At 46.0% G+C, this 21,194-nt stretch carries 20 protein-coding genes and 1 pseudogene; 11 read left to right on the top strand and 10 right to left on the bottom strand.

The annotated features are described in order from the left end of the window. Positions 1 to 118 precede the first annotated feature (118 nt). Positions 119 to 2,440 carry an NADP-dependent malic enzyme gene (locus DCO17_RS01170; RefSeq protein WP_173955002.1) on the bottom strand — a complete coding sequence of 774 codons (2,322 nt, stop codon included), beginning with the start codon at positions 2,438 to 2,440 and terminating at the stop codon, positions 119 to 121. Between the two features lie 103 nt (positions 2,441 to 2,543). Here DCO17_RS01170 and thiL point away from each other — a divergent pair, with 103 nt between their 5' ends. From thiL to DCO17_RS01155, 3 genes are read left to right on the top strand one after another with little or no spacing between them, the layout of a single operon-like run. Further along, positions 2,544 to 3,563 carry a thiamine-phosphate kinase gene (gene thiL, locus DCO17_RS01165; RefSeq protein WP_173955001.1) on the top strand — a complete coding sequence of 340 codons (1,020 nt, stop codon included), beginning with the start codon at positions 2,544 to 2,546 and terminating at the stop codon, positions 3,561 to 3,563. Then, the gene (locus tag DCO17_RS01160) at positions 3,560 to 4,150 is read left to right on the top strand and encodes a phosphatidylglycerophosphatase A family protein (protein ID WP_173955000.1); all 591 of its coding nucleotides are present in this window, start codon (positions 3,560 to 3,562) and stop codon (positions 4,148 to 4,150) included. The genes thiL and DCO17_RS01160 overlap by 4 nt, the downstream gene beginning before the upstream one ends. An 8-nt stretch (positions 4,151 to 4,158) precedes the next feature. Further along, positions 4,159 to 4,653, top strand: a complete 495-nt coding sequence (locus tag DCO17_RS01155) for a CinA family protein (protein ID WP_173954999.1) — start codon at positions 4,159 to 4,161, stop codon at positions 4,651 to 4,653. Between the two features lie 21 nt (positions 4,654 to 4,674). Here DCO17_RS01155 and corA read toward each other — a convergent pair whose 3' ends face one another. Beyond that, positions 4,675 to 5,640, bottom strand: coding sequence for a magnesium/cobalt transporter CorA (gene corA, locus DCO17_RS01150; protein ID WP_173954998.1), 966 nt, complete (start codon positions 5,638 to 5,640; stop codon positions 4,675 to 4,677). A 73-nt stretch (positions 5,641 to 5,713) separates the two neighbouring features. Here corA and pyrF point away from each other — a divergent pair, with 73 nt between their 5' ends. Continuing rightward, positions 5,714 to 6,553 (top strand): orotidine-5'-phosphate decarboxylase, encoded by an 840-nt coding sequence (pyrF, locus tag DCO17_RS01145; protein ID WP_173954997.1) that lies wholly within the window; start codon positions 5,714 to 5,716, stop codon positions 6,551 to 6,553. Between the two features lie 29 nt (positions 6,554 to 6,582). Here the strand turns inward: pyrF and mtgA are convergent, their stop codons facing one another. From mtgA to mpl, 6 genes are read right to left on the bottom strand one after another with little or no spacing between them, the layout of a single operon-like run. Continuing rightward, positions 6,583 to 7,341: a monofunctional biosynthetic peptidoglycan transglycosylase gene (gene mtgA, locus DCO17_RS01140; RefSeq protein ID WP_173954996.1), complete on the bottom strand. Its 759-nt coding sequence runs from the start codon at positions 7,339 to 7,341 to the stop codon at positions 6,583 to 6,585. A gap of 31 nt (positions 7,342 to 7,372) precedes the next feature. Next, on the bottom strand, positions 7,373 to 8,278 hold the full coding sequence (aroE, locus tag DCO17_RS01135; RefSeq protein WP_173954995.1) for a shikimate dehydrogenase: 906 nt from the start codon (positions 8,276 to 8,278) through the stop codon (positions 7,373 to 7,375). 21 nt (positions 8,279 to 8,299) lie between these two features. Next, complete coding sequence (locus tag DCO17_RS01130) at positions 8,300 to 9,166, bottom strand: energy transducer TonB family protein (protein ID WP_254598785.1); 867 nt, start codon at positions 9,164 to 9,166, stop codon at positions 8,300 to 8,302. Between the two features lie 4 nt (positions 9,167 to 9,170). Beyond that, positions 9,171 to 11,204, bottom strand: coding sequence for a ribonuclease catalytic domain-containing protein (locus DCO17_RS01125; RefSeq protein ID WP_173954993.1), 2,034 nt, complete (start codon positions 11,202 to 11,204; stop codon positions 9,171 to 9,173). Between the two features lie 2 nt (positions 11,205 to 11,206). Next, positions 11,207 to 11,941 (bottom strand): 3-oxoacyl-ACP reductase FabG, encoded by a 735-nt coding sequence (gene fabG, locus DCO17_RS01120; RefSeq protein ID WP_173954992.1) that lies wholly within the window; start codon positions 11,939 to 11,941, stop codon positions 11,207 to 11,209. Positions 11,942 to 11,990: 49 nt separating this feature from the next. Continuing rightward, complete coding sequence (mpl, locus tag DCO17_RS01115; protein ID WP_173954991.1) at positions 11,991 to 13,388, bottom strand: UDP-N-acetylmuramate:L-alanyl-gamma-D-glutamyl-meso-diaminopimelate ligase; 1,398 nt, start codon at positions 13,386 to 13,388, stop codon at positions 11,991 to 11,993. 26 nt (positions 13,389 to 13,414) lie between these two features. Between mpl and DCO17_RS01110 the strand changes: the two genes are divergently transcribed. The 7 genes and pseudogenes from DCO17_RS01110 to DCO17_RS01085 all read left to right on the top strand — a co-directional run bounded on the left by DCO17_RS01110 (position 13,415) and on the right by DCO17_RS01085 (position 19,189). After that, positions 13,415 to 13,942, top strand: a complete 528-nt coding sequence (locus DCO17_RS01110; protein ID WP_173954990.1) for a TlpA family protein disulfide reductase — start codon at positions 13,415 to 13,417, stop codon at positions 13,940 to 13,942. Positions 13,943 to 14,202: 260 nt separating this feature from the next. Beyond that, entirely contained in the window at positions 14,203 to 14,652 is a 450-nt protein-coding gene (aroQ, locus tag DCO17_RS01105) for a type II 3-dehydroquinate dehydratase (protein WP_173954989.1), read from the top strand. Positions 14,653 to 14,688: 36 nt separating this feature from the next. Next, on the top strand, positions 14,689 to 15,153 hold the full coding sequence (gene accB / locus DCO17_RS01100; protein WP_173954988.1) for an acetyl-CoA carboxylase biotin carboxyl carrier protein: 465 nt from the start codon (positions 14,689 to 14,691) through the stop codon (positions 15,151 to 15,153). 61 nt (positions 15,154 to 15,214) lie between these two features. Next, complete coding sequence (accC, locus tag DCO17_RS01095) at positions 15,215 to 16,579, top strand: acetyl-CoA carboxylase biotin carboxylase subunit (protein ID WP_173954987.1); 1,365 nt, start codon at positions 15,215 to 15,217, stop codon at positions 16,577 to 16,579. A 25-nt stretch (positions 16,580 to 16,604) separates the two neighbouring features. Then, positions 16,605 to 17,525 (top strand): annotated as a pseudogene (prmA, locus tag DCO17_RS10465) (50S ribosomal protein L11 methyltransferase); the annotation flags it as partial. Beyond that, positions 17,526 to 18,158, top strand: a complete 633-nt coding sequence (locus DCO17_RS10460; protein ID WP_254598824.1) for a DUF3426 domain-containing protein — start codon at positions 17,526 to 17,528, stop codon at positions 18,156 to 18,158. It begins immediately after the preceding pseudogene. A gap of 71 nt (positions 18,159 to 18,229) precedes the next feature. Next, a complete protein-coding gene (locus tag DCO17_RS01085) occupies positions 18,230 to 19,189 on the top strand; it encodes a carbohydrate kinase family protein (protein WP_173954985.1) in 960 nt (319 codons plus the stop codon). Positions 19,190 to 19,383: 194 nt separating this feature from the next. Here DCO17_RS01085 and DCO17_RS01080 read toward each other — a convergent pair whose 3' ends face one another. Beyond that, positions 19,384 to 19,653, bottom strand: coding sequence for a histone-like protein 2 (locus DCO17_RS01080; protein ID WP_173954984.1), 270 nt, complete (start codon positions 19,651 to 19,653; stop codon positions 19,384 to 19,386). Positions 19,654 to 19,964: 311 nt separating this feature from the next. Continuing rightward, entirely contained in the window at positions 19,965 to 21,158 is a 1,194-nt protein-coding gene (locus DCO17_RS01075; protein WP_173954983.1) for a ribonucleotide-diphosphate reductase subunit beta, read from the bottom strand. Positions 21,159 to 21,194: the final 36 nt, after the last annotated feature.

The raw sequence follows: 21,194 nt of genomic DNA, 5'->3' as shown, positions 1-21,194 counted from the left end.
AGGTTACCCTTAACACGCCATCAAATCAAGCCCAAATACGCTGATTTATTTATAAGTCTTTGATTTATATAAAATTAATTTATGTAAGTTATCACTAACTTACATAAATTATAAGGACTTAGGAGATACCTCTAGCGTTACTAGCGGCCTCAACAACTGCCAAAGTAGTCACATTCACGATACGGCGAACGGTAGCTGCGGGAGTCAAAATATGAATTGGCTTAGCAACACCTAATAGCAACGGTCCAATCGCGATGCCATTACCAGCTGCGGTTTTTAACAAGTTGTATGAAATGTTCGCCGCATCAATATTTGGTAATACCAGCAAGTTTGCATCGCCTTTCAATGGTGATGAAGTGACAGTGCCAGCGCGAATAGTCTCATCAAGAGCACTATCTCCATGCATTTCACCATCCACTTCTAGGGTTGGATCCGCGTTTTGGAGCAAAGCCAAGACTTCGCGCATCTTCACTGCAGAAGGAGCATTGCTTGAGCCGAAGTTTGAATGGGACAAGAGTGCAACCTTTGGCACCAACCCCAACTTACGCATTTCGCTAGCAGCCATCAGAGTTAAATCTGCTAACTGCTCTGCAGTTGGGTCAATATTGATATGAGTATCAACCAAGAACACTTGGCGACCTGGCAGGATTAATCCTGACATAGCGCCGTATACATTTGCACCAGGTTCACGACCAATCACTTCATCAACATATTTCAGATGCGTGGCGATGTTGCCAACAGTTCCAGAAATCATGCCGTCAGCCATACCCTTTTTAATCAAGAGGCTTCCGATCAAGCTGTTGCGACGACGCACTTCCAACTTAGCAAACGATTGGGTTACACCCTTGCGCTCAGTGAGCCCAAGATAGGTTTGCCAGAAATCACGGAAACGATCATCTTTCTCGGGATTCACGATTTCAAAGTCTTCTCCTGACTTCATGCGCAGGCCAAACTTCTCAATACGATGATCGATTACTGCAGGGCGACCAATCAAGATTGGGGTAGCCAAATGCTCATCGATGATGATTTGTACAGCGCGCAATACACGCTCATCTTCGCCCTCGGCAAATACGATGCGCTTCTGGTTCGCAGGCACACGCTTAGCAATGCTAAAGAGCGGTTTCATCAAAGTACCAGAGTGGTACACAAATTGCTGCAACTGATTGCGGTACGCATCAAAGTCTTTAATTGGGCGAGAAGCTACTCCATCATCCATTGCCGCCTTAGCAACCGCAGGCGCAATCACTGTAATCAAACGGGGATCAAATGGTTTTGGAATTAGGTACTCAGGGCCAAAAGATAAATTCTCAATACCGTATACAGATGCAACGACTTCGCTTTGCTCTGCTTGAGCCAATTCCGCTACAGCTTTTACCGCAGCTACTTCCATGCCACGAGTAATCGTTGTTGCACCAACATCTAATGCGCCGCGGAAAATAAATGGGAAGCACAAAACGTTATTAACTTGGTTCGGGTAATCCGTTCGACCTGTCGCCATCACCGCATCGGGACGAACTGCTCGCACTTCTTCAGGAAGAATTTCTGGGGTTGGGTTAGCAAGGGCGTAGATAAGTGGCTTATCAGCCATCTTCTTCACCATCTCTTGTTTTAGGACACCACCAGCAGATAGACCTAAGAAAATATCTGCGCCTGCAATTACATCATCCAGAGTGCGCAAATCTGTTTCTTGGCAGAACGGCTCTTTCTCTGGATCCATTAATTCCTTGCGACCTTTGTAAGCAACGCCGGCAAGATCGGTTACCCAAATATTTTTACGTGGAATACCCAAATCAACCAATAAATCCAAGCAAGCCAAGGCTGCAGCGCCGGCGCCAGAAGTAACTAACTTCACGTTGCCAACATCTTTGCCAACCACTTTCAAGCCATTAAGAATTGCGGCAGCTACAACGATCGCGGTTCCATGTTGATCATCATGGAAGACGGGAATTTTCATGCGCGCTTGTAACTTACGCTCAACCACAAAACAATCTGGCGCTTTGATGTCTTCCAAATTAATGCCACCGAATGTTGGCTCGAGTGCAGCAATAATTTCGACTAATTTATCGGGATCGTTTTCGTTTACTTCGATATCGAAAACATCAATGCCAGCAAATTTCTTAAATAGAACCGCTTTACCTTCCATGACTGGCTTACTTGCCAGTGGGCCGATATTTCCCAATCCAAGAACCGCGGTGCCATTTGTAATCACACCAACGAGATTGCCTTTGGCCGTGTACTTAAATGCGTTTGCAGGATCTTTAACGATCTCTTCGCAAGGAGCAGCAACACCAGGCGTGTAAGCCAACGCTAAATCGCGTTGATTTGTGAGTTGCTTTGTGGGAGCAATCTCAATCTTTCCAGGAACTGGGAATTCGTGATACTGAAGGGCAGCCTGTCTCAAAGCTGCAATTTGTTGTTCTTTACTGTTATCTTTACTCATCAACGAACTCGCTAGTTTGTTTTACTTTTATCTTTAAATGCTAAATAGGTCATTAATTCTATTCCTCTCGAGCATTTGAGTCTTAAGAGCCATAAAATGGGACATGCACTCTTCCCCCAAACCCTTAGGTGAATTCGACCTGATTGAGCGTTTCTTTAAAACGCCAGCTGCTTCGCAAGCATCCAATTCTGCGATCAATTTAGGCATTGGGGATGATTGCGCACTAATTAACCCTCCATCAGGTGAAGAAATTGCCATCACCAGCGACATGCTCGTTGAAGGCCGACACTTTTTAAAGGGCGCCGACCCAGAACAACTGGGCCGCAAAGCCCTAGCCGTCAACCTTTCAGACCTTGCGGCAATGGGCGCTAAACCCCTTGGCTTTAACCTTTCGATCGCATTACCAAGCATGAATGAGCAATGGTTAGAGGCTTTTTCCAAGGGCCTATTTTCAATAGCCAATCAGTTTGCTTGTCCACTAATAGGCGGTGATACCACAGCCGGACCACTCACTATTTCCATCGCCACTCTAGGCAGCACGCCTCCTGGAAAAGCCATTCGCAGGTCAGGGTCAAAGGTCGATGACGAGGTTTGGGTCTCAGGAACAATGGGGGATGCAAGACTCACTCTTGCTGCACTGCGTCATGAAATTGATCTTCCGATAAATGATCTTCAGAAAATTGAACATCGCATGCATCAACCAACCCCAAGGATTGAGCTAGGACTTAGACTCCGCGAAATCGCCAGTGCTGCGCTAGATGTATCCGATGGACTACTTGGAGACTTGCAACATATCTTGCGCCAATCACAAGTGGATGCAGAAATATTCCTAGAGCGTCTACCAAAATCGGATGTCTTAAAAAAACAAAGTATTCAAACTCAAAATCAATTTGCAGCTTGCGGGGGAGATGATTATGAGCTTTGCTTCACTGCACCCAAAAATCAACATCAGACTATTTTAGAAATAGGAAAGGCACTCAATTTACCGCTGACCTGTATTGGCCGAATCATTCACAAAAAAAATGATTCGCCACAAGTTCACATCCTGAATTCAGATGGAAAAATTCTTTCCGATACTGAAGCGGCACAATTTCTCAAATCATTCGATCACTTTGCAGCATGAACAACACTGTGAATAACACTACTACACAAGAGCTGGCCATAAAGCCAAATTTCAAGTGGATGTTGGGAGACATGAATAGGGTTCTTGCTTTTGGATTTGGTAGCGGTCTTAGCGCCATGGCCCCAGGTACTGCGGGCACCCTATGGGCTTGGGCTATCTACTTAATTGCTGATTATATTTTTCCTTTGTCCGGTACGCCTGCGCTCTTATGGGCTCTAGCGGCTGGATTTATCTGGGGTTGCCGGATTTGTGGATTCGCCAGCGAAGAACTAGGTAAGCGTGATTTTGGTGGCATTGTTTGGGACGAGATGATTGCGTTTTGGGTCATTCTGGCATTGATCATGCCAAGCAATCTTTGGATACAGATTTTGGCTTTTGCATTGTTCCGATTTTTTGATGCAGTCAAACCAGGTCCAATAGGCTGGATTGATCGACATTTTAAAAATAAAGAAAAATTGGACGAGCCATCAACTCAATTGCAAATATGGTGGCGAGGCTTTGGCATCATGATTGATGATCTTGCTGCAGCCTTGTCTACTCTTTTGGTGATTGCACTAATTCAGATAATTGCAATTTACATGGCTTGAATCTCATCATGAATACCTCAGACATCGTTATTACTCTCGCAGAAATCCTTCAGTCAAAAAACTGGAAAATGGCTGCAGCTGAGTCTTGTACTGGTGGATTGGTTTGCGCGAATTTGACAGAAATAGCTGGCTCTAGTGAATGGTTTGAGCGTGGCTACATTACCTACAGCAACGAAGCCAAAATGGAGTGTCTGGGAGTTCCAGACAAGCTACTGAAGGCTTTTGGGGCAGTTAGTGAAGAGGTGGCCAAAGCCATGGCTGAAGGGGCTCAAGTTCACGCTGGGGTCAATGCTGCCCTCTCCATTACTGGTATTGCCGGCCCAAGCGGTGGCTCCAAGGAAAAACCAGTTGGCATGGTTTGCTTTGCTTGGACCATACGAAGTGATGCTGGTGATAACAGGGTGGTCACTAAAACGATGCACTTTGATGGGGATCGACAACGCGTTCGACAACAAGCCTGCGATTACGCACTTAGTGAATTAGCAAAACTTCTCGAGAATTAGTACTGCAAAAGCTTGGTGGAGTTACTTCATCCACCCTTTGTGATAGAAGTACCACAGCGGAATAATTGCGGATACGACCATCGCAATAATAGCCATTGGGTATCCCCAAGTTGCATCTAACTCAGGCATGTGTTTGTAGTTCATACCCCAAATGCTAGCTAACAATGTTGGCGGCATTAATGCTACGGATACCACAGAGAAGATCTTGATGATCTTTGATTGATTCAAATTAATGAAACCCACCGTCGCATCCATTAAGAAGTTAATCTTGTCGAACAGGAAGGCCGTATGGTTTTCTAGTGAGTCGATATCACGCAAAATCTGACGCGCTTCTTCTTGCTGCTCATCAGATAGCAACTTGCTACGCATTAGGAAAGATAAGGCTCTGCGGGTATCCATGACGTTGCGGCGAATACGGCCGTTGGTATCCTCTTCCTTAGCAATCGTCTCGAGAACTTGCTCGGCATCCGCATCATTGATGTCGTCTTGCAAAACACGTTTTCCAGCTTGCTCTAAATTTTCATAAACCTCTTCTAAGGCGTCCGCAGAATACTCAGCGTCAGTTGAGTACAAATCCAACAACACGTCTTTAGCATTACTAACAGACCCAGGACGTAAGCGAGCACGCAAACGTACCAAGCGGAACACTGGTAAATCTTCATCATGAATGGAGAACAAGACTTGCTTGGTCATCACAAACGCAACTCGTACGTTGCGAGATGTTTCCTCTTCATCCAATAAGAAATCTGTGCGGATATGGAGATGACCATCATCCGCTTCAAAGTAACGAGCAGAAGCTTCCAAGTCACCCAAATCATCTAGCTCTGGCAAAAGTACGCCAAAAGCCTCTTTAATCCAAATTAGCTCTTCTTCTTCAGGGTCGACCACGTCAATCCAGATAGGATTGGCATACTGCAATAATTCATTGCGATCTTCTACTTGCTCTTGTGAGAGGCGGCCATTTTGCAGGACGAACAAGTTGATCATGGTGAACTCCTAAGGAATGTGCGCTAGTTTATCCTATAGACCATGACCGTTTCATTAAAATAAGCCAAATCGAATGAACTCTCGCTCAAATACCTTCTACCAGCAACTCCAGTCTGCATGGGCTTCCCAAGGTAGCATGCTGTGCGTAGGTTTTGACCCAGATCCCAAGCGCCTGCCCCCTTCACTACAAGACAAACCTGAGGGTATCTTTGAGTTCTGTCGCGAAATCGCGGATGCCTCTGCAGACCTTGTTTGCTCCTTTAAGCCCCAATTTGCCTACTTTGCATCTCAAAGGGCTGAAGCTCAGCTTGAAAAGCTCATTCGTCACCTCAAAGATAAATACCCCCACATCCCGGTAATTTTGGATTCCAAGCGTGGTGACATTGGCAGTACAGCCGACCATTACGCTCTAGAGGCATTTGAACGCTATGGCGCCGATGCGATTACCGTTAATCCCTATATGGGCTTTGACACAATCGAGCCCTATCTCAAACATACTGGCAAAGGCGTCATCGTCCTATGTCGCACATCCAACCCTGGCGGATCCGATCTACAGTTTTTAAATGTCTCCCCAAGTGGTGAACCCCTGTATCTGCATGTTGCCAAGCTGGCTGCTACCCAATGGAATAACAGTGGACAAATTGGATTGGTTGTTGGCGCAACCTTTCCTGAAGAGATCGCAAAAGTACGCGCTATTGTGGGTGATATGCCTCTGCTTATTCCAGGCATTGGTGCTCAGGGCGGTGATATTGAAGCAACCGTTAAAGCAGGTGCTGTCGCGGGCAAACCCGGGACAGGCATGATCATTAATTCTTCTAGAGCCATTTTGTATGCCAGCTCTGGAGTCGATTTTGCTCAAGCAGCAAGAGCGGTCGCTCTTAACACTCGTGACGCACTAAGGGCGGCAAGCTAAAGACTTTAAATATTACTTAGCGATATTGCTTAACGCTTAGTATTTTTAGGGGTAGGGATTGGGGCTAGCGCAACGCGCCCCATATTTTCCAGAATGAATTCTTGCCGAGTCGGAAAATTAATATTTGCCTTACGGCAATATTGTTCTTTATCAAAACACTTTGGCGCCGGTAAGGCTGAAGCTAGTGCGGCCGCTTGTTCAATATCTAAATTTGCCGGGCTGATAGCGTAGTAATGTTGAGTAGCTGCGCCTATGCCAAAAATGCCTTCGCCCCACTCCACTGAATTCAAATAAATCTCAAATACTCTCTGCTTAGAAAGCATGAGTTCCAACAACCCAGTAATTACGAGCTCCTGCGCTTTACGGAAATAATTTTGCTCTGAAGACAAAAATAGGTTTTTCGCTAACTGTTGGGTAATGGTTGACCCACCCCGCAACGCAGTCTTTGTCTTTGCGCCAGAGCGAATTCTTTCCTGAGTCTGCTGTTGGTTCTTCTCCCAAGCCTTTTGCATATCCTCAACACGTACCCCTTTGTGCTGAAAAAAAATATCGTCCTCACTAACCAAGACTGCGCGCTTAAGATTATTGGAAATCTTGTCATAGGGCGCCCAATGAGATTGAATGTCGCATGTGAAATGCCATGAACATAAACGCCAACGTTCCGCTCGCTGGAACGCCGTACTACCAGGATTTAAGTTGACCCACAATCCAATCTGAATCGCAAAATATAGCTGCATGGCGACAAAGCCCACTAGCAAACATTTGAGTGGATACAAAATCCAGCGCATTGGAATAATCTAGGTTAGCGTGAAAACTCGGTTAACTACGCAACTTTGCAAGAACAGCGCGCGGATCGATCTTTGCAGCAAGCTCAGCGCCACGCCAGATTAAGAACGCATCAGCCGCTTGCTCTACCAACATTCCCAAACCATCGCTGATACGAGCACCACGCTGTAGGGCTTGCTTCATAAAGGCAGTGGTCTTGCCGTAAACCATGTCATAAGCAAACGATCCAGGTTTAAAAACCTGCATTACCGCCACCTCACTAAGTGGCGACTCATCTGTTAATCCAGCGGCTGTGGCATTAATCACCAGATCAAAAGCGTGCAGTGTATTTTGAGCACTCTCCAGATCAGCTAAAGTGCGAGACTCTAGCGAAACTTCATTTCTTACGGCTAGATCAGCAAATATTTTCACCAGCTCATCCGCCTTGGCGGCAGAGCGATTGGCAATCACTAAGCATTTAGGTGAGCGCTGCAATAAAGGCCCAATGACGCCACGTGATGCGCCGCCCGCGCCTAACAACAAAATATGTGAGGCATGAATATCAATCCCTTGTGCCAATAGATCACGCACTAAACCTGCACCATCGGTGTTGTCACCATAAATCTTACCATTCTGAATACACAGCGTATTTACCGCACCAGCTAGCTGCGCGCGATCTGTTAATTGATCTGCAAACGCCTGTGCATCTAACTTAAAGGGAACAGTGACATTCATCCCCTTACCTCCAGCCGCAAAGAAAGACTTTGCTGCCTTTGCAAAACCATCTAATTCTGGTTGCAAACGGCCATAGTGAATTTCCTGCCCCGCCTGCTCCGCGAACTGTTGATGGATCATGGGTGACTTACTGTGAGCAATAGGATTACCAGCAACCGCATACACATCTTTTCCCGAGAAAAGACTTGGGTCTGTATGAAGCTCTAGGTTAGCGTTTGAAGTCATAAGGATTACAGAATAAGCGAATTAGTTCCGCAATTCCAAATGATTGCTACCTTCTCGAGTGAAGTCAAAAGTCGAGATCCAATCGAGCACATCGATTTGATTGCGCATTTCTACTGGAAAAGGACCAAATGGCGCTGAAGCCCTGACGATGGCAAGCGCTTGACGATCTAATTCCGGGTTGCCAGAACTGCGCCCAATAGAAAGCCCTTCTTTTCCTTGGGCGTTATTGGTTATCCGACCTTGCGCATCCACACTCACCACAATTACCAAACTCCCATATAAAGGTCGTCCATTGGCACGCGGAAAAAAGGTGCTGCCGTAAGCCTCAATCTTTTGGCGCATAGCATCAAAATAATGCGCAAAGGTCACAGCTTTTGTATTAGCACTGGTTAGAACCTTGCGTCTTGGCTCGCGACCATCTTGTTGCAAGCGCTTAGCTAACTCCGCTTCCAGCGAATTAAGTTGCTGAGCCATTTTTTGTTCTTCACCACTCCTTCGACCACCAGAGCGGGCGCGCTGCTCGTCGAGTTTGGCCAACATTTGCTTTTGTTGTTTCTCCAAAACCTCAATGCGAGCCTCAGCCCCCAACCTAGCACGATGCAAGGCAGTAGCATCTTGGGTCTCAGACTTTCCGCCCCCTTGCAAATCAGCTTGAGCTAATTTATTTGCCTGCTTGGGGGGCGACTTATTGCCAGCATTTACAAGAACTACGCTGAGCGGTGTATTCAGGCGACGATTCTGAATCTCGCCCATGCCCCAACGAAAGGACAGAAAGATGATGTGTATCAGCAGCGATACACAGAGCGCCAAGCGAAAGGGGTGTTTACGCCAAGCATCTTGAAAATAAGAAATCAGTCTTTCTATTTTTTCAAAATGCGGAAAATGCATCGGTCTAATCCAGGCTCGCATCTTCTTCAGATTCCCCAGACGAAGGCTCCTCCTGGCTATCTGAGGCCTGACCGTTTGACTGCACCGACTCTATTTCTAACACCCTCACAGCGGCACTCAATTGCAATAGATCTACATCAGATACCTTTACATGCGCCCTGGTCATGCGTGGATGACTGGCCATCTCTGGAATAGGCAAATGCAAAGGTATAGGCTCAACTCTCGACATCCCCTCTTTTAAATGTCTTACATAAACACCTTTTGAGGTCTCATCTTGCGCAATCCAGCGTAGACACCAGTACTTCTCCAAACGATCTTGGTATTCACCATACGCTTGATAGGAAGATTCAAAATCCGCTGCAATTCCCATTAACACTGCATCTCGCGGAGGAAATGGTGCAACCATCTTGGCAGTAACACCATGCTTTGCCAGCGCCAGTAACTGCCATTGATTTACCAAATCGGAGTAACGGCGCAACGGAGAGGTAGACCAAGCGTAATAGTCCAAACCTAAACCTTCATGAGGTCCGGGAGTAGTTTGCATACGGGTACGCATTGGGCCCCAGCCCTTTTGCGTTCTAAATAAGCCGGGCAATCCATGATCAGCCAGCAATTGACCTGAAGCGCTATTACAGAAGATCATCCACTCCGCAACAATCGTATCCAAAATAGAGCCGCGCTGACGTGGAGTAATCTCCACACGCTCAACTCCGTCGTTATTTTTAATTTGAAAATGAAAATCTCTTGCCAAAGCATTTGGGTCAATTAAACCTAATTGCTCCGCACGTAATCCGTTAGCCACTCTTTTTTCCTGGCGGCCAGAGTGTAAGTGTTTTGCAGCTCGCCACAAAATTCCTAACTCTTTTTTATACGGATATTCAACGCTTGCGCCCGATAAAGTCTCATCACTAACTAAATGCTCAATATTTTCAAGGCGCAAATTAGCTGCAATTGGGACCATTTCAGCGCGCATTTGAATAGTCTCTCGATTTACGACCCCATCAGCATCAATATCCACATAGACCGACAAAGCGGCTCTAGAGTCGCCCTCATCCAATGAAAACTTCTGAATGACCGCGTCGGGCAGCATCGTGATTTTGTCGCCCGGGAAATAAACCGTAGACATACGACTACGTGCTACTTCGTCTAGCGCATCATCCCTAGTCAGAACTAATCCTGGGGCTGCAATATGAATTCCAATGCGATGACCACCATCTGGCAAATCCGTTACAGATAGCGCGTCATCAATCTCTGTAGTTCCAGCGTCATCAATAGAAAAAGCCTGCACTTCTGCACGAGGCAGTTCTGCGATCGCCGCATCATAGGAATCCTGATCAACCCCCACATTGGGATTATGAGCAGAACCATTTGGGAAATGGGCCTTTAAAAACATTCCCTGGTGATAGGCCAGTGGAGAGTCAATCGCGCCACAACGAATCATCAACTGCGCAGGCGACTCGCCAGTCTCTGTGCAAGCGGCGCTTAAGGCTTTATATGCAGAGCTATTCTTATCAGGAGAAAACAATAAATGCTTGGCAGAAGCTTTTAAAGCCTCTGGGAATATCCCCACCACTAAGTCTTGTTGCCACAGGGACTGTTGCTCTAATTCTTTTTGCTTGCGCTCGAGTGCCGCCAAGCCTGCCTGAAGTTGCTCTAAAGGCGCTCTTTGGAAGCGTCCTCGTCCCTTGCGACGAAAGAATACTGGCGCACCTTGCAATGCAATTGCCAATGAAGCTTGTTGCGGAATGGATGCTTGATCTCCAAAGTATTCATGGGAAACATCCACCAATCCAAATTCTTCATCTGGCGCGCAATCCCATAACAACTGTAAATCGATTTCTTTAGAGAGCGTGAGCGCCTCATCCATCACGGCCTGAGCTTCAGGCTTTTCAAAGCGCAACCAAACCTCTTTAGCCTTGAGCTTGATTTTTTTGCCAGACAAACTGGTTGCCTGCCAAGACTCTGCATCACCTGTTCCGGTTGCAGACTGCACCGTGGCGATTTTGATGTCGCCACCCTCTTCGTATAAGAGATTCATGCTTATAGCGAAATTCCGCCGCTAGCTTCTAATGCCACGCCATTCACATAGCTAGCCTCATCACTAGCCAAGAATAGGTATACATTAGCCATTTCTTCAGGGGTACCCAAACGCCCAAGCCAACTACGCTTCTCAATATCCTTCAGAATGTTTTCCGGCATTGCCTTCACCATTTCGGTGGCAATAAATCCAGGGCATACCGCATTCACTCGAATACCTTTGGGCCCGAGCTCACGAGCCCAGGTCTTGGTAAAGCCGATCACGCCAAATTTTGTAGCTGAGTAATTTGTTTGGCCAAAGTTGCCATACAAACCAACAACACTCGAGGCATTCACGATTGCACCAGAACCAGCCTCCAACATATGAGGAACAATCAACTGCGTGCAATTGAAAACGCCTTTGAGATTCACGTCAATGACTGAATCAAATTGAGCTTCAGTCATTTTGATCAAACGTGCATCCTGAGTAATGCCCGCGTTATTAATCAAAATATCAATACGGCCATGCTGTTGCATTACTTGATCAACTACCGCCTGAATACTCGCGCGATCGGTCACATTCATTACATGCGCTTCGCTATTGGGTATTTGAGCAACAGCGCTTTTGACCGCTTCTGGATTGACGTCAGCAACGATCACAATTGCGCCTTCTTGCGCAAAACGCTGGGCCGTTGCAAAACCAATGCCCTTGGCTGCTCCAGTAACAATTGCTACCTTACCTTTTAATCGATCACCCATGAATTTACTTTCAGTATGTGTTTTATATGTGAAATTGCTGCAAGCGAATTTAGATTGCGATTTTCTTTAATAATTTTTGATGTACGCCACCAAAACCGCCGTTGCTCATGACCAAAATGTGATCACCTGGCTTAGACTCTTTTGCAACCGCGAGCACGAGAGAATCCAGATCATCAAAAGCTTGAGCTTTAACTTCCCCTTGGCTATTGAGTGGTGCCAGAACCTCTGCCAAATCCCAACCCAGTGACTCTTTGCCGCTACTAGCGCCATATGCAAATACTTTGTCTGCTTGCTGCAAGCTATCGGGCAACTGGGCTTTCATAGTACCAAGCTTCATGGTGTTGGAGCGAGGCTCGAGAACAGCCAAGATGCGAGATTTACCTACGCGTCTACGCAGACCATCAACTGTCGTTGTAATGGCAGTGGGATGATGCGCAAAATCGTCATAAACAGTGATGTCATTAGCAACACCAATTGTTTCGAGTCGACGTTTGACGTTTTTAAATTCTGCCAAAGCACGTGCAGAATCTGCTGGTGAGATCCCAATATGATTCGCGGCCGCAATTGCAGCCAATGCATTCAATTGATTATGCCTACCCATCACGCCTGAGTCTAGCGCCCAGTTCACTGTCGCAACATCCTTACCTGCTTTGCGAACAATGAAACTATCTGCTTCTTGCGAAATCAAAGACCACTCGTTAACAGCGTCTTGTCCAAAGCGCTCTACTGGTGCCCATGCACCCCTTGCAATCACACGCTCCAAGGCAGGCTCTTCACCATTGACTACCAATAATCCATCACTCGGAACGGTACGCACTAAATGATGAAACTGAGTTTCGATTGCAGTAAGATCCGCAAAAATATCGGCGTGATCAAATTCCAAATTATTTAATAAAGCAGTACGGGGTCTATAGTGAACAAACTTACTGCGCTTATCAAAAAACGCAGTGTCATATTCATCAGCCTCAATCACAAAATATTTACTCTCACCTAAACGAGCGGAGACTGTGAAATTCAGTGGCACACCACCAATCAGATAACCTGGTTTATAGCCATTGAATTCCAAAATCCATGTAAGCATTGCTGAAGTAGTAGTTTTGCCATGTGTGCCCGCAACCGCCAAAACATGTCTGCCATATAGAACTTGTTCCCCGAGCCATTGGGGGCCAGAGATATAAGGAAGCCCTTGATTCAAAATCGCTTCCATCAGTGGATTGCCACGAGAAACCACATTGCCGATCACAAATAGATCCGGCATCGCCTCAAACTGCAATAATTGATCCGGTGAGAAACCCTCAATTAGCTCGATACCTTGGGATTCAAGTTGCGTACTCATTGGGGGATACACGTTGGCGTCGCAACCCGTTACGCGATGTCCAGCCTGTCTGGCAATTGCGGCAATGCCGCCCATGAAAGTACCGCAAATGCCCAAAATATGTATATGCATTAATGAATTTTAGCGAAGGACATGAGATGAACCTAAGACAATGGATTGTGATTGCTGGTGTCAGCATATTGGCACTACTAACCGGCATCTTTACTTCTCAATGGGTCTCTCAATCTGGCTTGGCCAGCGAACCATCAATCAAGGCTTTTTTTGCCAACCCTTGGCAAACACCAGACGGAAAAGCTGCTGATATCGAAAATTGGCGAGGAAAAGTCTTGGTTGTTAACTTTTGGGCCTCTTGGTGCCCCCCATGTGTAGAAGAAATGCCCACTTTGGATCAAATTTCAAAAGAATATGCTGCTAAAAATGTCTTATTTGTTGGCATTGGCATTGATTCACCATCTAACGTACGTGAATTTCTGGAAAAAACCCCGGTTTCCTATCCAATCGTCATCGGTGGATTAGAGGGCAGCAATTTAGCAAAGCAAATGGGCAATTCTCAGGGGGCTCTACCCTATACCGTCATCATCAACCCAAGCGGAAAATCTACTTTCACAAAATTAGGAAAAATAAGCGAAGATGAGCTCAAAAAAGCGATTAACAATGCTCTTTAAATACATTTGAATCTTTTTATCCGGAATTAACTCTCTGCCAATTGCTTAATTAATAGGCAATTTTCTCAATAATTTTCATTATTTGTACCTAAAACTAGTGAAAATTTCATTTTTAGCCCCCAGTTTTGAACTTTTCAGAGATTTCTGAAGGTATACTTTCAACCGTAGCAAGTGAAGCAATAAATGAAGCAATAGTAGTGTGGCCAGCTAAAAGCCAAATTAAACAATTGACACCTAACTGCCTCTAAAAACAGGGATCTATGTCTAAAAAAGCTTCAATTCTCGTCATACAAGGTCCAAACCTCAATTTATTGGGCACTCGTGAACCAGAGGTTTACGGCAAAACTACCCTTGAAGATATCCATCAAAAACTGGGGGAGCTTGCAAAAGCCCAGTCCGTTGAATTAAGCACCTATCAAAGCAACCACGAAGGCGAGCTCATCGACCGCATCCAGAAAGCAAAACAGGATGGGGTTGATTTCATCATCATTAATCCAGGCGCCTTTACCCATACCAGCGTAGCTCTGCGTGATGTCTTGGCTGGTGTTGCCATTCCATTTACTGAAGTCCATTTATCCAACATTCACCAGCGCGAAGAGTTTCGGAAACATTCCTACCTATCCGATATCGCGACAGGGGTGATTTGCGGACTTGGTGCCATTGGCTATGAACTCGCATTACAAGCTGCGATCGCTCGTTTACAAAAATAAGCTTATTTACAGAATTTCAAGAGAGGACACACTCATATGGATCTTAGAAAACTTAAAACCTTGATCGACCTAGTTTCCGAATCAGGCATTTCTGAATTAGAAGTAAACGAAGGTGAAGATCGTGTTCGTATCGTCAATTCTGGTTCTCCAGTTGCTGCAGGCCAAGTTGTTTATGCCAACCCCGCCCCTTTACAGGCTATTGCAGCAGCCCCTGTGGCAGCCGCTGCGCCTCATGCGCCAGCTGCGGAAGCCCCAGTTGCTGAAGAAGGCTTTGTTGCTCGCTCACCAATGGTGGGCACCTTCTATCGCGCACCAAATCCAGAGTCTCCAAACTTTGTGAATGTGGGTGACACCGTAAAAGTTGGTCAAACACTTTGCATTATTGAAGCAATGAAACTTCTCAATGAAATTGAATCTGAAAAAGCTGGCGTAATCAAAGAAATTCTTTGTGAGAACGGTCAAGGCGTTGAGTTTGATCAACCCCTATTTGTGATCGCTTAAGCACTTAAGCCTGCGACCTCTCTTTTGCCTTTCGAAACCCCTCACCTAACTCAGAGCCGACATGTTCGATAAGATTCTGATTGCCAATCGCGGAGAAATCGCTCTTCGCATCCAACGCGCATGTCGCGAGTTGGGAATTAAAACTGTTGTGGTGTACTCCACGGCTGATAAAGAAGCGAAATACGTCAAACTAGCTGATGAAGCCGTATGTATCGGGCCAGCACCTTCCCCTCAAAGCTATCTCAATATGCCTGCAATTATTTCCGCAGCGGAAGTGACTGATGCTGAAGCGATTCACCCAGGTTATGGATTCCTCTCTGAGAATGCTGACTTTGCTGAGCGTGTTGAGAAATCAGGCTTTGCTTTTATTGGTCCAACAGCGGCTTCGATTCGCCTTATGGGTGATAAGGTTTCAGCAAAGCGCGCCATGATTAAAGCTGGTGTACCTTGCGTTCCTGGATCCGAAGGCGCATTGCCAGATAATCCAAAAGAAATTATTGCTGCCGCAAAAAAAGTAGGTTATCCCGTCATCATTAAAGCCGCTGGTGGCGGTGGCGGTCGCGGTATGCGCGTAGTTCATACAGAAGCGCATTTAATTAATGCTGTAAACATGACTCGTGAAGAAGCGGGTCGTGCATTCGGCAACCCAGAAGTCTATATGGAGAAGTTTTTAGAAAAACCTCGCCATGTAGAAATCCAAGTTCTAGCTGACACTCATGGAAACGCTATTTGGCTAGGCGAGCGTGACTGCTCAATGCAACGTCGTCACCAAAAAGTGATTGAGGAAGCTCCAGCCCCAGGAATTGATCGCCGCTTGATCGCCAAAATTGGTGAGCGCTGTGCGGATGCTTGCCGAAAGATTGGCTACCGCGGTGCAGGCACATTTGAATTCTTATACGAAAACGGTGAATTCTTCTTCATCGAGATGAATACCCGTGTTCAAGTTGAGCACCCAGTTACAGAAATGATTACCGGTGTAGATATCGTGCAGGAGCAAATACGCATTGCTGCCGGCCTAAAGCTCAGCTATCGCCAGAAAGATATTGTTTTCCGCGGACATGCCATTGAGTGTCGTCTCAATGCAGAAGATCCATTCAAGTTCACCCCAAGTCCTGGGCGCATTGGCTCGTTCCATATGCCTGGAGGTCCTGGCATTCGCGTGGACTCACATGCTTACAGCGGCTACATGGTTCCATCCAACTACGACTCCATGATCGGCAAACTCATTTCTTACGGCAATACTCGCGAACAAGCGATTCGTCGCATGCAAATTGCTCTTTCAGAAATGGTGATTGACGGCATTACTACCAACGTTCCTCTTCATCGTGAACTCATGCTCGATCCAAACTTCATGGAAGGTGGCACAAGCATTCACTACCTAGAGCATCGTTTGGAAGAACAAGCTGCTAGTCGCGGTAAATCCTAATTCATGCAAGCCATAAGAGCGTTACATGTCTTATCGTGAGTTGGTATTCACGGTAGCAGCCGAAACTGCGGAACCTTTAGGAGACGCTTTACTCGAGCTAGGCGCCTTGTCGGTGACCGTTGAGGATGATGCAGCTGGTGGCTATGATGAAAACCCACTCTATGGCGAGCCGGGTTTATCGCCTGAAGTGCAAGCGTGGGATAGATCATCCGTTACCGCCCTCTTTAATCCAGAAATTGATGCATCCGGCTCTGCGGAATTTATTCCAGAACTACTTGCCTCTCTCAAAGAAGCTGGTTTCAAGCTATCTTCACCGCAAGAAAAAACGGTAGAAGAACAAGACTGGGTTCGATTAACCCAAAGTCAATTTGCGCCGATTCAGATTGGCAAACGCATCTGGGTTGTTCCTTCTTGGCATGAGGCGCCTAACGATTCAAATGCGATTTGTCTAGCGGTTGATCCAGGACTTGCTTTTGGTACTGGTAGTCATCCAACCACTCATTTATGCCTACTTTGGTTAGAAGAACATCAAAATCTCTTGAACCAAAGTTTGTTGGATTACGGTTGTGGGTCAGGCATTTTGGCAATTGCTGCCGCAAAACTGGGTTGCAATCCCGTAGTTGGCACCGACATTGACCCTCAAGCAATGGTTGCCGCCCGAAGCAATGCGGAAATCAACAATACCGAAATTCGTTTTGTATTGCCAACAGAAGGCGCCCCAGAATTGGCTGCAGAAAGAAAATATGACATTGTGATGGCCAATATTTTGGCCAACCCACTTCAAGTATTGGCGCCTGCATTGGTCAATAAGATGCGACCAGGCGGTCAAATTGTTTTATCTGGCGTTCTTGCCCGTCAAGCTGATGAAGTGATCACCACTTACAGTCAGTGGCTTAAACTTTCTGTCTGGCGTGAGAGCGAAGGTTGGGTTTGCTTGCACGGCACCATGGGTGTCGAACAAAAAAACGGCTCAAACTCTACTGCTGACGCTGATTCTGCTCAAAAAAAAAGATTTAAGCGTTCTAAATACCTAAAACCGACTTTACTAAGCCTTCTTTTTCTTGTCTCACTGATTTTTGGTGAGCATCTTTTTAGAAACACACTCATTCCAGCATTAGCTCCACGCATCGATGGCACATCGAATGCAGTTGCAGTGCGCACATTTTCGCTTCTGCAATTCGTTGATCAAAAATTATGTAGTGCATTAGGGTGCTTTAATCGCCCTGTGAGCGATTTTTCCGCATGGAAAATAACTTCAGCAACACTTTCGTCCGAAAGCGCGCGTGATGGCCTTAAAAGCCCTGCAAATCAATCGATCTTGCAAATTGAAATACAAAATCGTCTTGCAATTCCTATTTTGTTCCCAAATTTAGAAATTTCCCTCACTGATGCAGAAGAATCTGAACTGAAAACGATTCATCTAACTCCAAAAGAATGGCTCTCTCCCTCTTGGCAAGAATCACATCCTGATTTTTTAAAAAATGGCGCGCCCGCTGGTGAAATTATCCTAGCTGAGTTGCCAATCCTACTACCAGCAAATGCAGCCGGCTATCGAGTGCATGTAATTTATCCGCACTAATCTGATTATCGACACCTTTTTACACATCATTTTCCAATTAATCCTATCTTCAACCACACAGAAAGCAATTTATGGCTAGCCTGATCTGCGGTTCTATCGCATACGACACCATCATGAACTTTGAAGGCAAATTTGCCGATCAAATTCTTCCAGAGCAGATTCATATCCTGAATGTGGCGTTTTTGGTTCCAACCATGCGCCGCGAATTTGGTGGTTGTGCTGGCAATATTGCCTATAACCTACACCTTTTGGGCGGCGACCCCATCATCATGGCAACTGTTGGTGGTGATGCAAAACCCTACATGGATCACCTAAAGAAACTCAGGATCGACGCAAGCCACATTCGTCAACTCGAAAACGCTTTTACAGCGCAAGCTATGATCACCACCGATCAAACAAACAATCAAATCACTGCGTTTCACCCCGGAGCCATGAGTGAATCACACCTCAATGAAGTTGCAACAGTGGTAACTGAACGCAGCAAAAACGCAAAAGGCGCTGCGAAATTTGGAATTGTTGCCCCAGATGGCAGACAAGGAATGTGGGAGCATTGCCACCAGCTTGCAGATGCAAACATTCCATTCATTTTTGATCCAGGCCAAGGATTGCCCATGTTTGACGGATCGGAGCTCCTCGAATTGGTTGAGATTGCCAGCTATTTGGCTGTAAACGACTATGAAGGCGAAATGCTTTCCAAAAAAACAGGTTTGGAGTTATCGAAAATTGCCGAACGCGTCAAAGCACTGATCGTCACAAAAGGTGCTCAGGGCGCTGAGATTTATACGGATGGCAAATGCATTTCGATTCCGCCTGTTCCAGCTGCACAAGTCATTGATCCAACTGGATGTGGCGACGCATTTCGCGGTGGATTACTCTTTGGCCTTGAAAGCGGTATGGACTGGGAAACTACTGGACGTCTAGCTAGTCTCATGGGCTCAATCAAGATTACCCACCAAGGGCCTCAAAACCACCAGCCGAGCAAAACCCAGATCGCCGATCAATTTAAATCCGCTTTTGGGTTTAACTTCTAAAGATTTAAGCCGTTTCGGAAATAAAAAAAGGGGTACTCGTGAGAGACCCCTTCTAATAACACCCGTCTATAAAGGACGTGTGCCAGTTGGGAAGGGCCAAGCAGCAGCAGGATTCAACGCACTAGTCGCTGGTGCAGCTTTCTTAGCCGCGGGCTTTTTTACAACCGAGCCCGATTTCTTCGCAGCAGGCTTACTTACTTTTTTTTTGCTACGCGCTTTTTAGCAGCTTTTTTAGCAGCAGGCTTCTTAGCAGCAGCTTTTTTCTTAGCAGCTGGCTTTTTCTTAGCTACTTTTTTAGCAGCAGGCTTCTTAGCGGCAGCTTTTTTAGCAGCTGGACGCTTCTTAGCGGCAGCTTTCTTAGCAGCTGGCTTTTTCTTAGCTACTTTTTTAGCAGCTGGTTTCTTTGCAGCTACTTTTTTCTTAGCAGCTGGTTTCTTTGCAGCAGGTTTTTTCTTTGTTGCCATGTGTGTTACTCCTTCACGTGAGGATTAGTACAAACTACATTTTTAAGAAAACCCGACCATTCGGAATGAACGAGCGAGCCATTCATCGGCGCGCGGCTTGAAGCTAAGTGCTGCACGCTAATGAATCCTTGGAAAAAAAGCCGTGGCCCCGAAGGACAACGGCTTCTTAAATGTGCTGGAAAAAACGGGGAGAATAGCCCAGGCACCCTTGAGCAAGGGTTTTCGGATTTGAGTCTGTTTTTGCTGACTTCCTAAACTAACCAACCGTCTAATCTCCTATTTAGCCAGTTGTGCGCTTTAAAACTAGTTTATTACTCCCAACTTAGCGCACCACCGGTTTGATACTCAATAACGCGTGTCTCAAAAAAGTTTCTTTCTTTCTTAAGATCAATCATTTCTGACATCCATGGAAATGGATTCTCTTCATTTGGGAACATCGCGTCAAGTCCTATTTGCAAACATCTGCGATTACAAATGTATCTTAGGTAACCTTTGAACATCGGAGCGTTCAATCCGAGCACTCCTCGAGGCATCGTATCTTCGGCATAACGGTACTCCAACTCGACCGCTTTTTCGAAGATCGATTTAATCTCGTCTTTGAACGCAGAAGTCCATAACTGCGGGTTCTCCAGCTTGATTTGGTTAATCAAATCGATACCAAAATTGCAGTGCATTGACTCATCGCGAAGGATGTATTGATACTGCTCCGCGGCACCCGTCATTTTGTTTTGACGACCCATCGCAAGTATTTGCGTAAAACCAACATAAAAGAACAAACCTTCCATTACGCAGGCAAAAACAATCAGAGATCGAAGTAATTTTTGATCGTTTTCTAGTGTGCCAGTCTTAAATGTTGGGTCAGTCAGCACATCAATAAACGGAATGAGGAACTCATCTTTAGCGCGAATCGACTCAATTTCGTGATACGCATTGAAGATTTCGCCTTGGTCTAAGCCCAAAGATTCCACAATATATTGATAGGCGTGGGTATGAATTGCCTCCTCGAAAGCCTGACGCAATAGGTATTGACGGCACTCTGGAGCGGTAATTTGGCGATATGTACCCAAAACAATATTGTTTGCAGCCAAAGAATCCGCTGTAGTAAAGAAGCCAAGATTGCGCTTAATGATTCGACGCTCATCTTCTGTAAGACCATTTGGATCTTTCCAAAGCGCGATATCGCGGTTCATATTGATCTCTTGTGGCATCCAGTGGTTAGCGCAACCCGCCAAATATTTCTCCCAAGCCCACTTATATTTAAATGGAACGAGCTGATTAACGTCGGTTTTTGCATTGATAACGCGCTTATCAGCCACGTTAACGCGACGAGTTTCCATGCCATTTGCTGGCGCACTTTGTGTTTGCGCTGCTGCAGGCACAGCAGCTTGAGGTGCCGCCATCGCCTCTTGGTCTGGCTGCGGGCGTTGCGGTTCAGCCGCAACCGGTTGTGGCGCAAGACCAGCTTTCGCTAGTGCTGGAGCTACTTCCTCTTCCCAATTCAACATAACTTTCTCCTAAATTCTTTTATTTCTGACCAATAA

This window comes from Polynucleobacter tropicus (assembly GCF_013307225.1).
In the GTDB taxonomy this organism is placed as follows: Bacteria; Pseudomonadota; Gammaproteobacteria; order Burkholderiales; family Burkholderiaceae; genus Polynucleobacter; species Polynucleobacter tropicus.
Note: the sequence above shows the minus strand (reverse complement) of the source record. Positions and strands in the feature narration are given on the sequence as shown.

Excerpts from the sequence above, each read along its gene's own strand:
- DCO17_RS01075 (WP_173954983.1), bottom strand. The coding sequence starts at position 21,158 with ATGTTGAATTGGGAAGAGGAAGTAGCTCCAGCACTAGCGAAAGCTGGT.
- accC (WP_173954987.1), top strand. The coding sequence starts at position 15,215 with ATGTTCGATAAGATTCTGATTGCCAATCGCGGAGAAATCGCTCTTCGC.
- DCO17_RS01080 (WP_173954984.1), bottom strand. The coding sequence starts at position 19,653 with ATGGCAACAAAGAAAAAACCTGCTGCAAAGAAACCAGCTGCTAAGAAA.
- fabG (WP_173954992.1), bottom strand. The coding sequence starts at position 11,941 with ATGGGTGATCGATTAAAAGGTAAGGTAGCAATTGTTACTGGAGCAGCC.
- DCO17_RS01110 (WP_173954990.1), top strand. The coding sequence starts at position 13,415 with ATGAACCTAAGACAATGGATTGTGATTGCTGGTGTCAGCATATTGGCA.
- mtgA (WP_173954996.1), bottom strand. The coding sequence starts at position 7,341 with ATGCGCTGGATTTTGTATCCACTCAAATGTTTGCTAGTGGGCTTTGTC.
- DCO17_RS10460 (WP_254598824.1), top strand. The coding sequence starts at position 17,526 with ATGGGTGTCGAACAAAAAAACGGCTCAAACTCTACTGCTGACGCTGAT.
- aroQ (WP_173954989.1), top strand. The coding sequence starts at position 14,203 with ATGTCTAAAAAAGCTTCAATTCTCGTCATACAAGGTCCAAACCTCAAT.
- aroE (WP_173954995.1), bottom strand. The coding sequence starts at position 8,278 with ATGACTTCAAACGCTAACCTAGAGCTTCATACAGACCCAAGTCTTTTC.
- DCO17_RS01125 (WP_173954993.1), bottom strand. The coding sequence starts at position 11,204 with ATGAATCTCTTATACGAAGAGGGTGGCGACATCAAAATCGCCACGGTG.
- DCO17_RS01130 (WP_254598785.1), bottom strand. The coding sequence starts at position 9,166 with ATGCATTTTCCGCATTTTGAAAAAATAGAAAGACTGATTTCTTATTTT.
- mpl (WP_173954991.1), bottom strand. The coding sequence starts at position 13,388 with ATGCATATACATATTTTGGGCATTTGCGGTACTTTCATGGGCGGCATT.
- DCO17_RS01155 (WP_173954999.1), top strand. The coding sequence starts at position 4,159 with ATGAATACCTCAGACATCGTTATTACTCTCGCAGAAATCCTTCAGTCA.
- thiL (WP_173955001.1), top strand. The coding sequence starts at position 2,544 with ATGCACTCTTCCCCCAAACCCTTAGGTGAATTCGACCTGATTGAGCGT.
- accB (WP_173954988.1), top strand. The coding sequence starts at position 14,689 with ATGGATCTTAGAAAACTTAAAACCTTGATCGACCTAGTTTCCGAATCA.
- DCO17_RS01160 (WP_173955000.1), top strand. The coding sequence starts at position 3,560 with ATGAACAACACTGTGAATAACACTACTACACAAGAGCTGGCCATAAAG.
- DCO17_RS01170 (WP_173955002.1), bottom strand. The coding sequence starts at position 2,440 with ATGAGTAAAGATAACAGTAAAGAACAACAAATTGCAGCTTTGAGACAG.
- corA (WP_173954998.1), bottom strand. The coding sequence starts at position 5,640 with ATGATCAACTTGTTCGTCCTGCAAAATGGCCGCCTCTCACAAGAGCAA.
- pyrF (WP_173954997.1), top strand. The coding sequence starts at position 5,714 with ATGAACTCTCGCTCAAATACCTTCTACCAGCAACTCCAGTCTGCATGG.
- DCO17_RS01085 (WP_173954985.1), top strand. The coding sequence starts at position 18,230 with ATGGCTAGCCTGATCTGCGGTTCTATCGCATACGACACCATCATGAAC.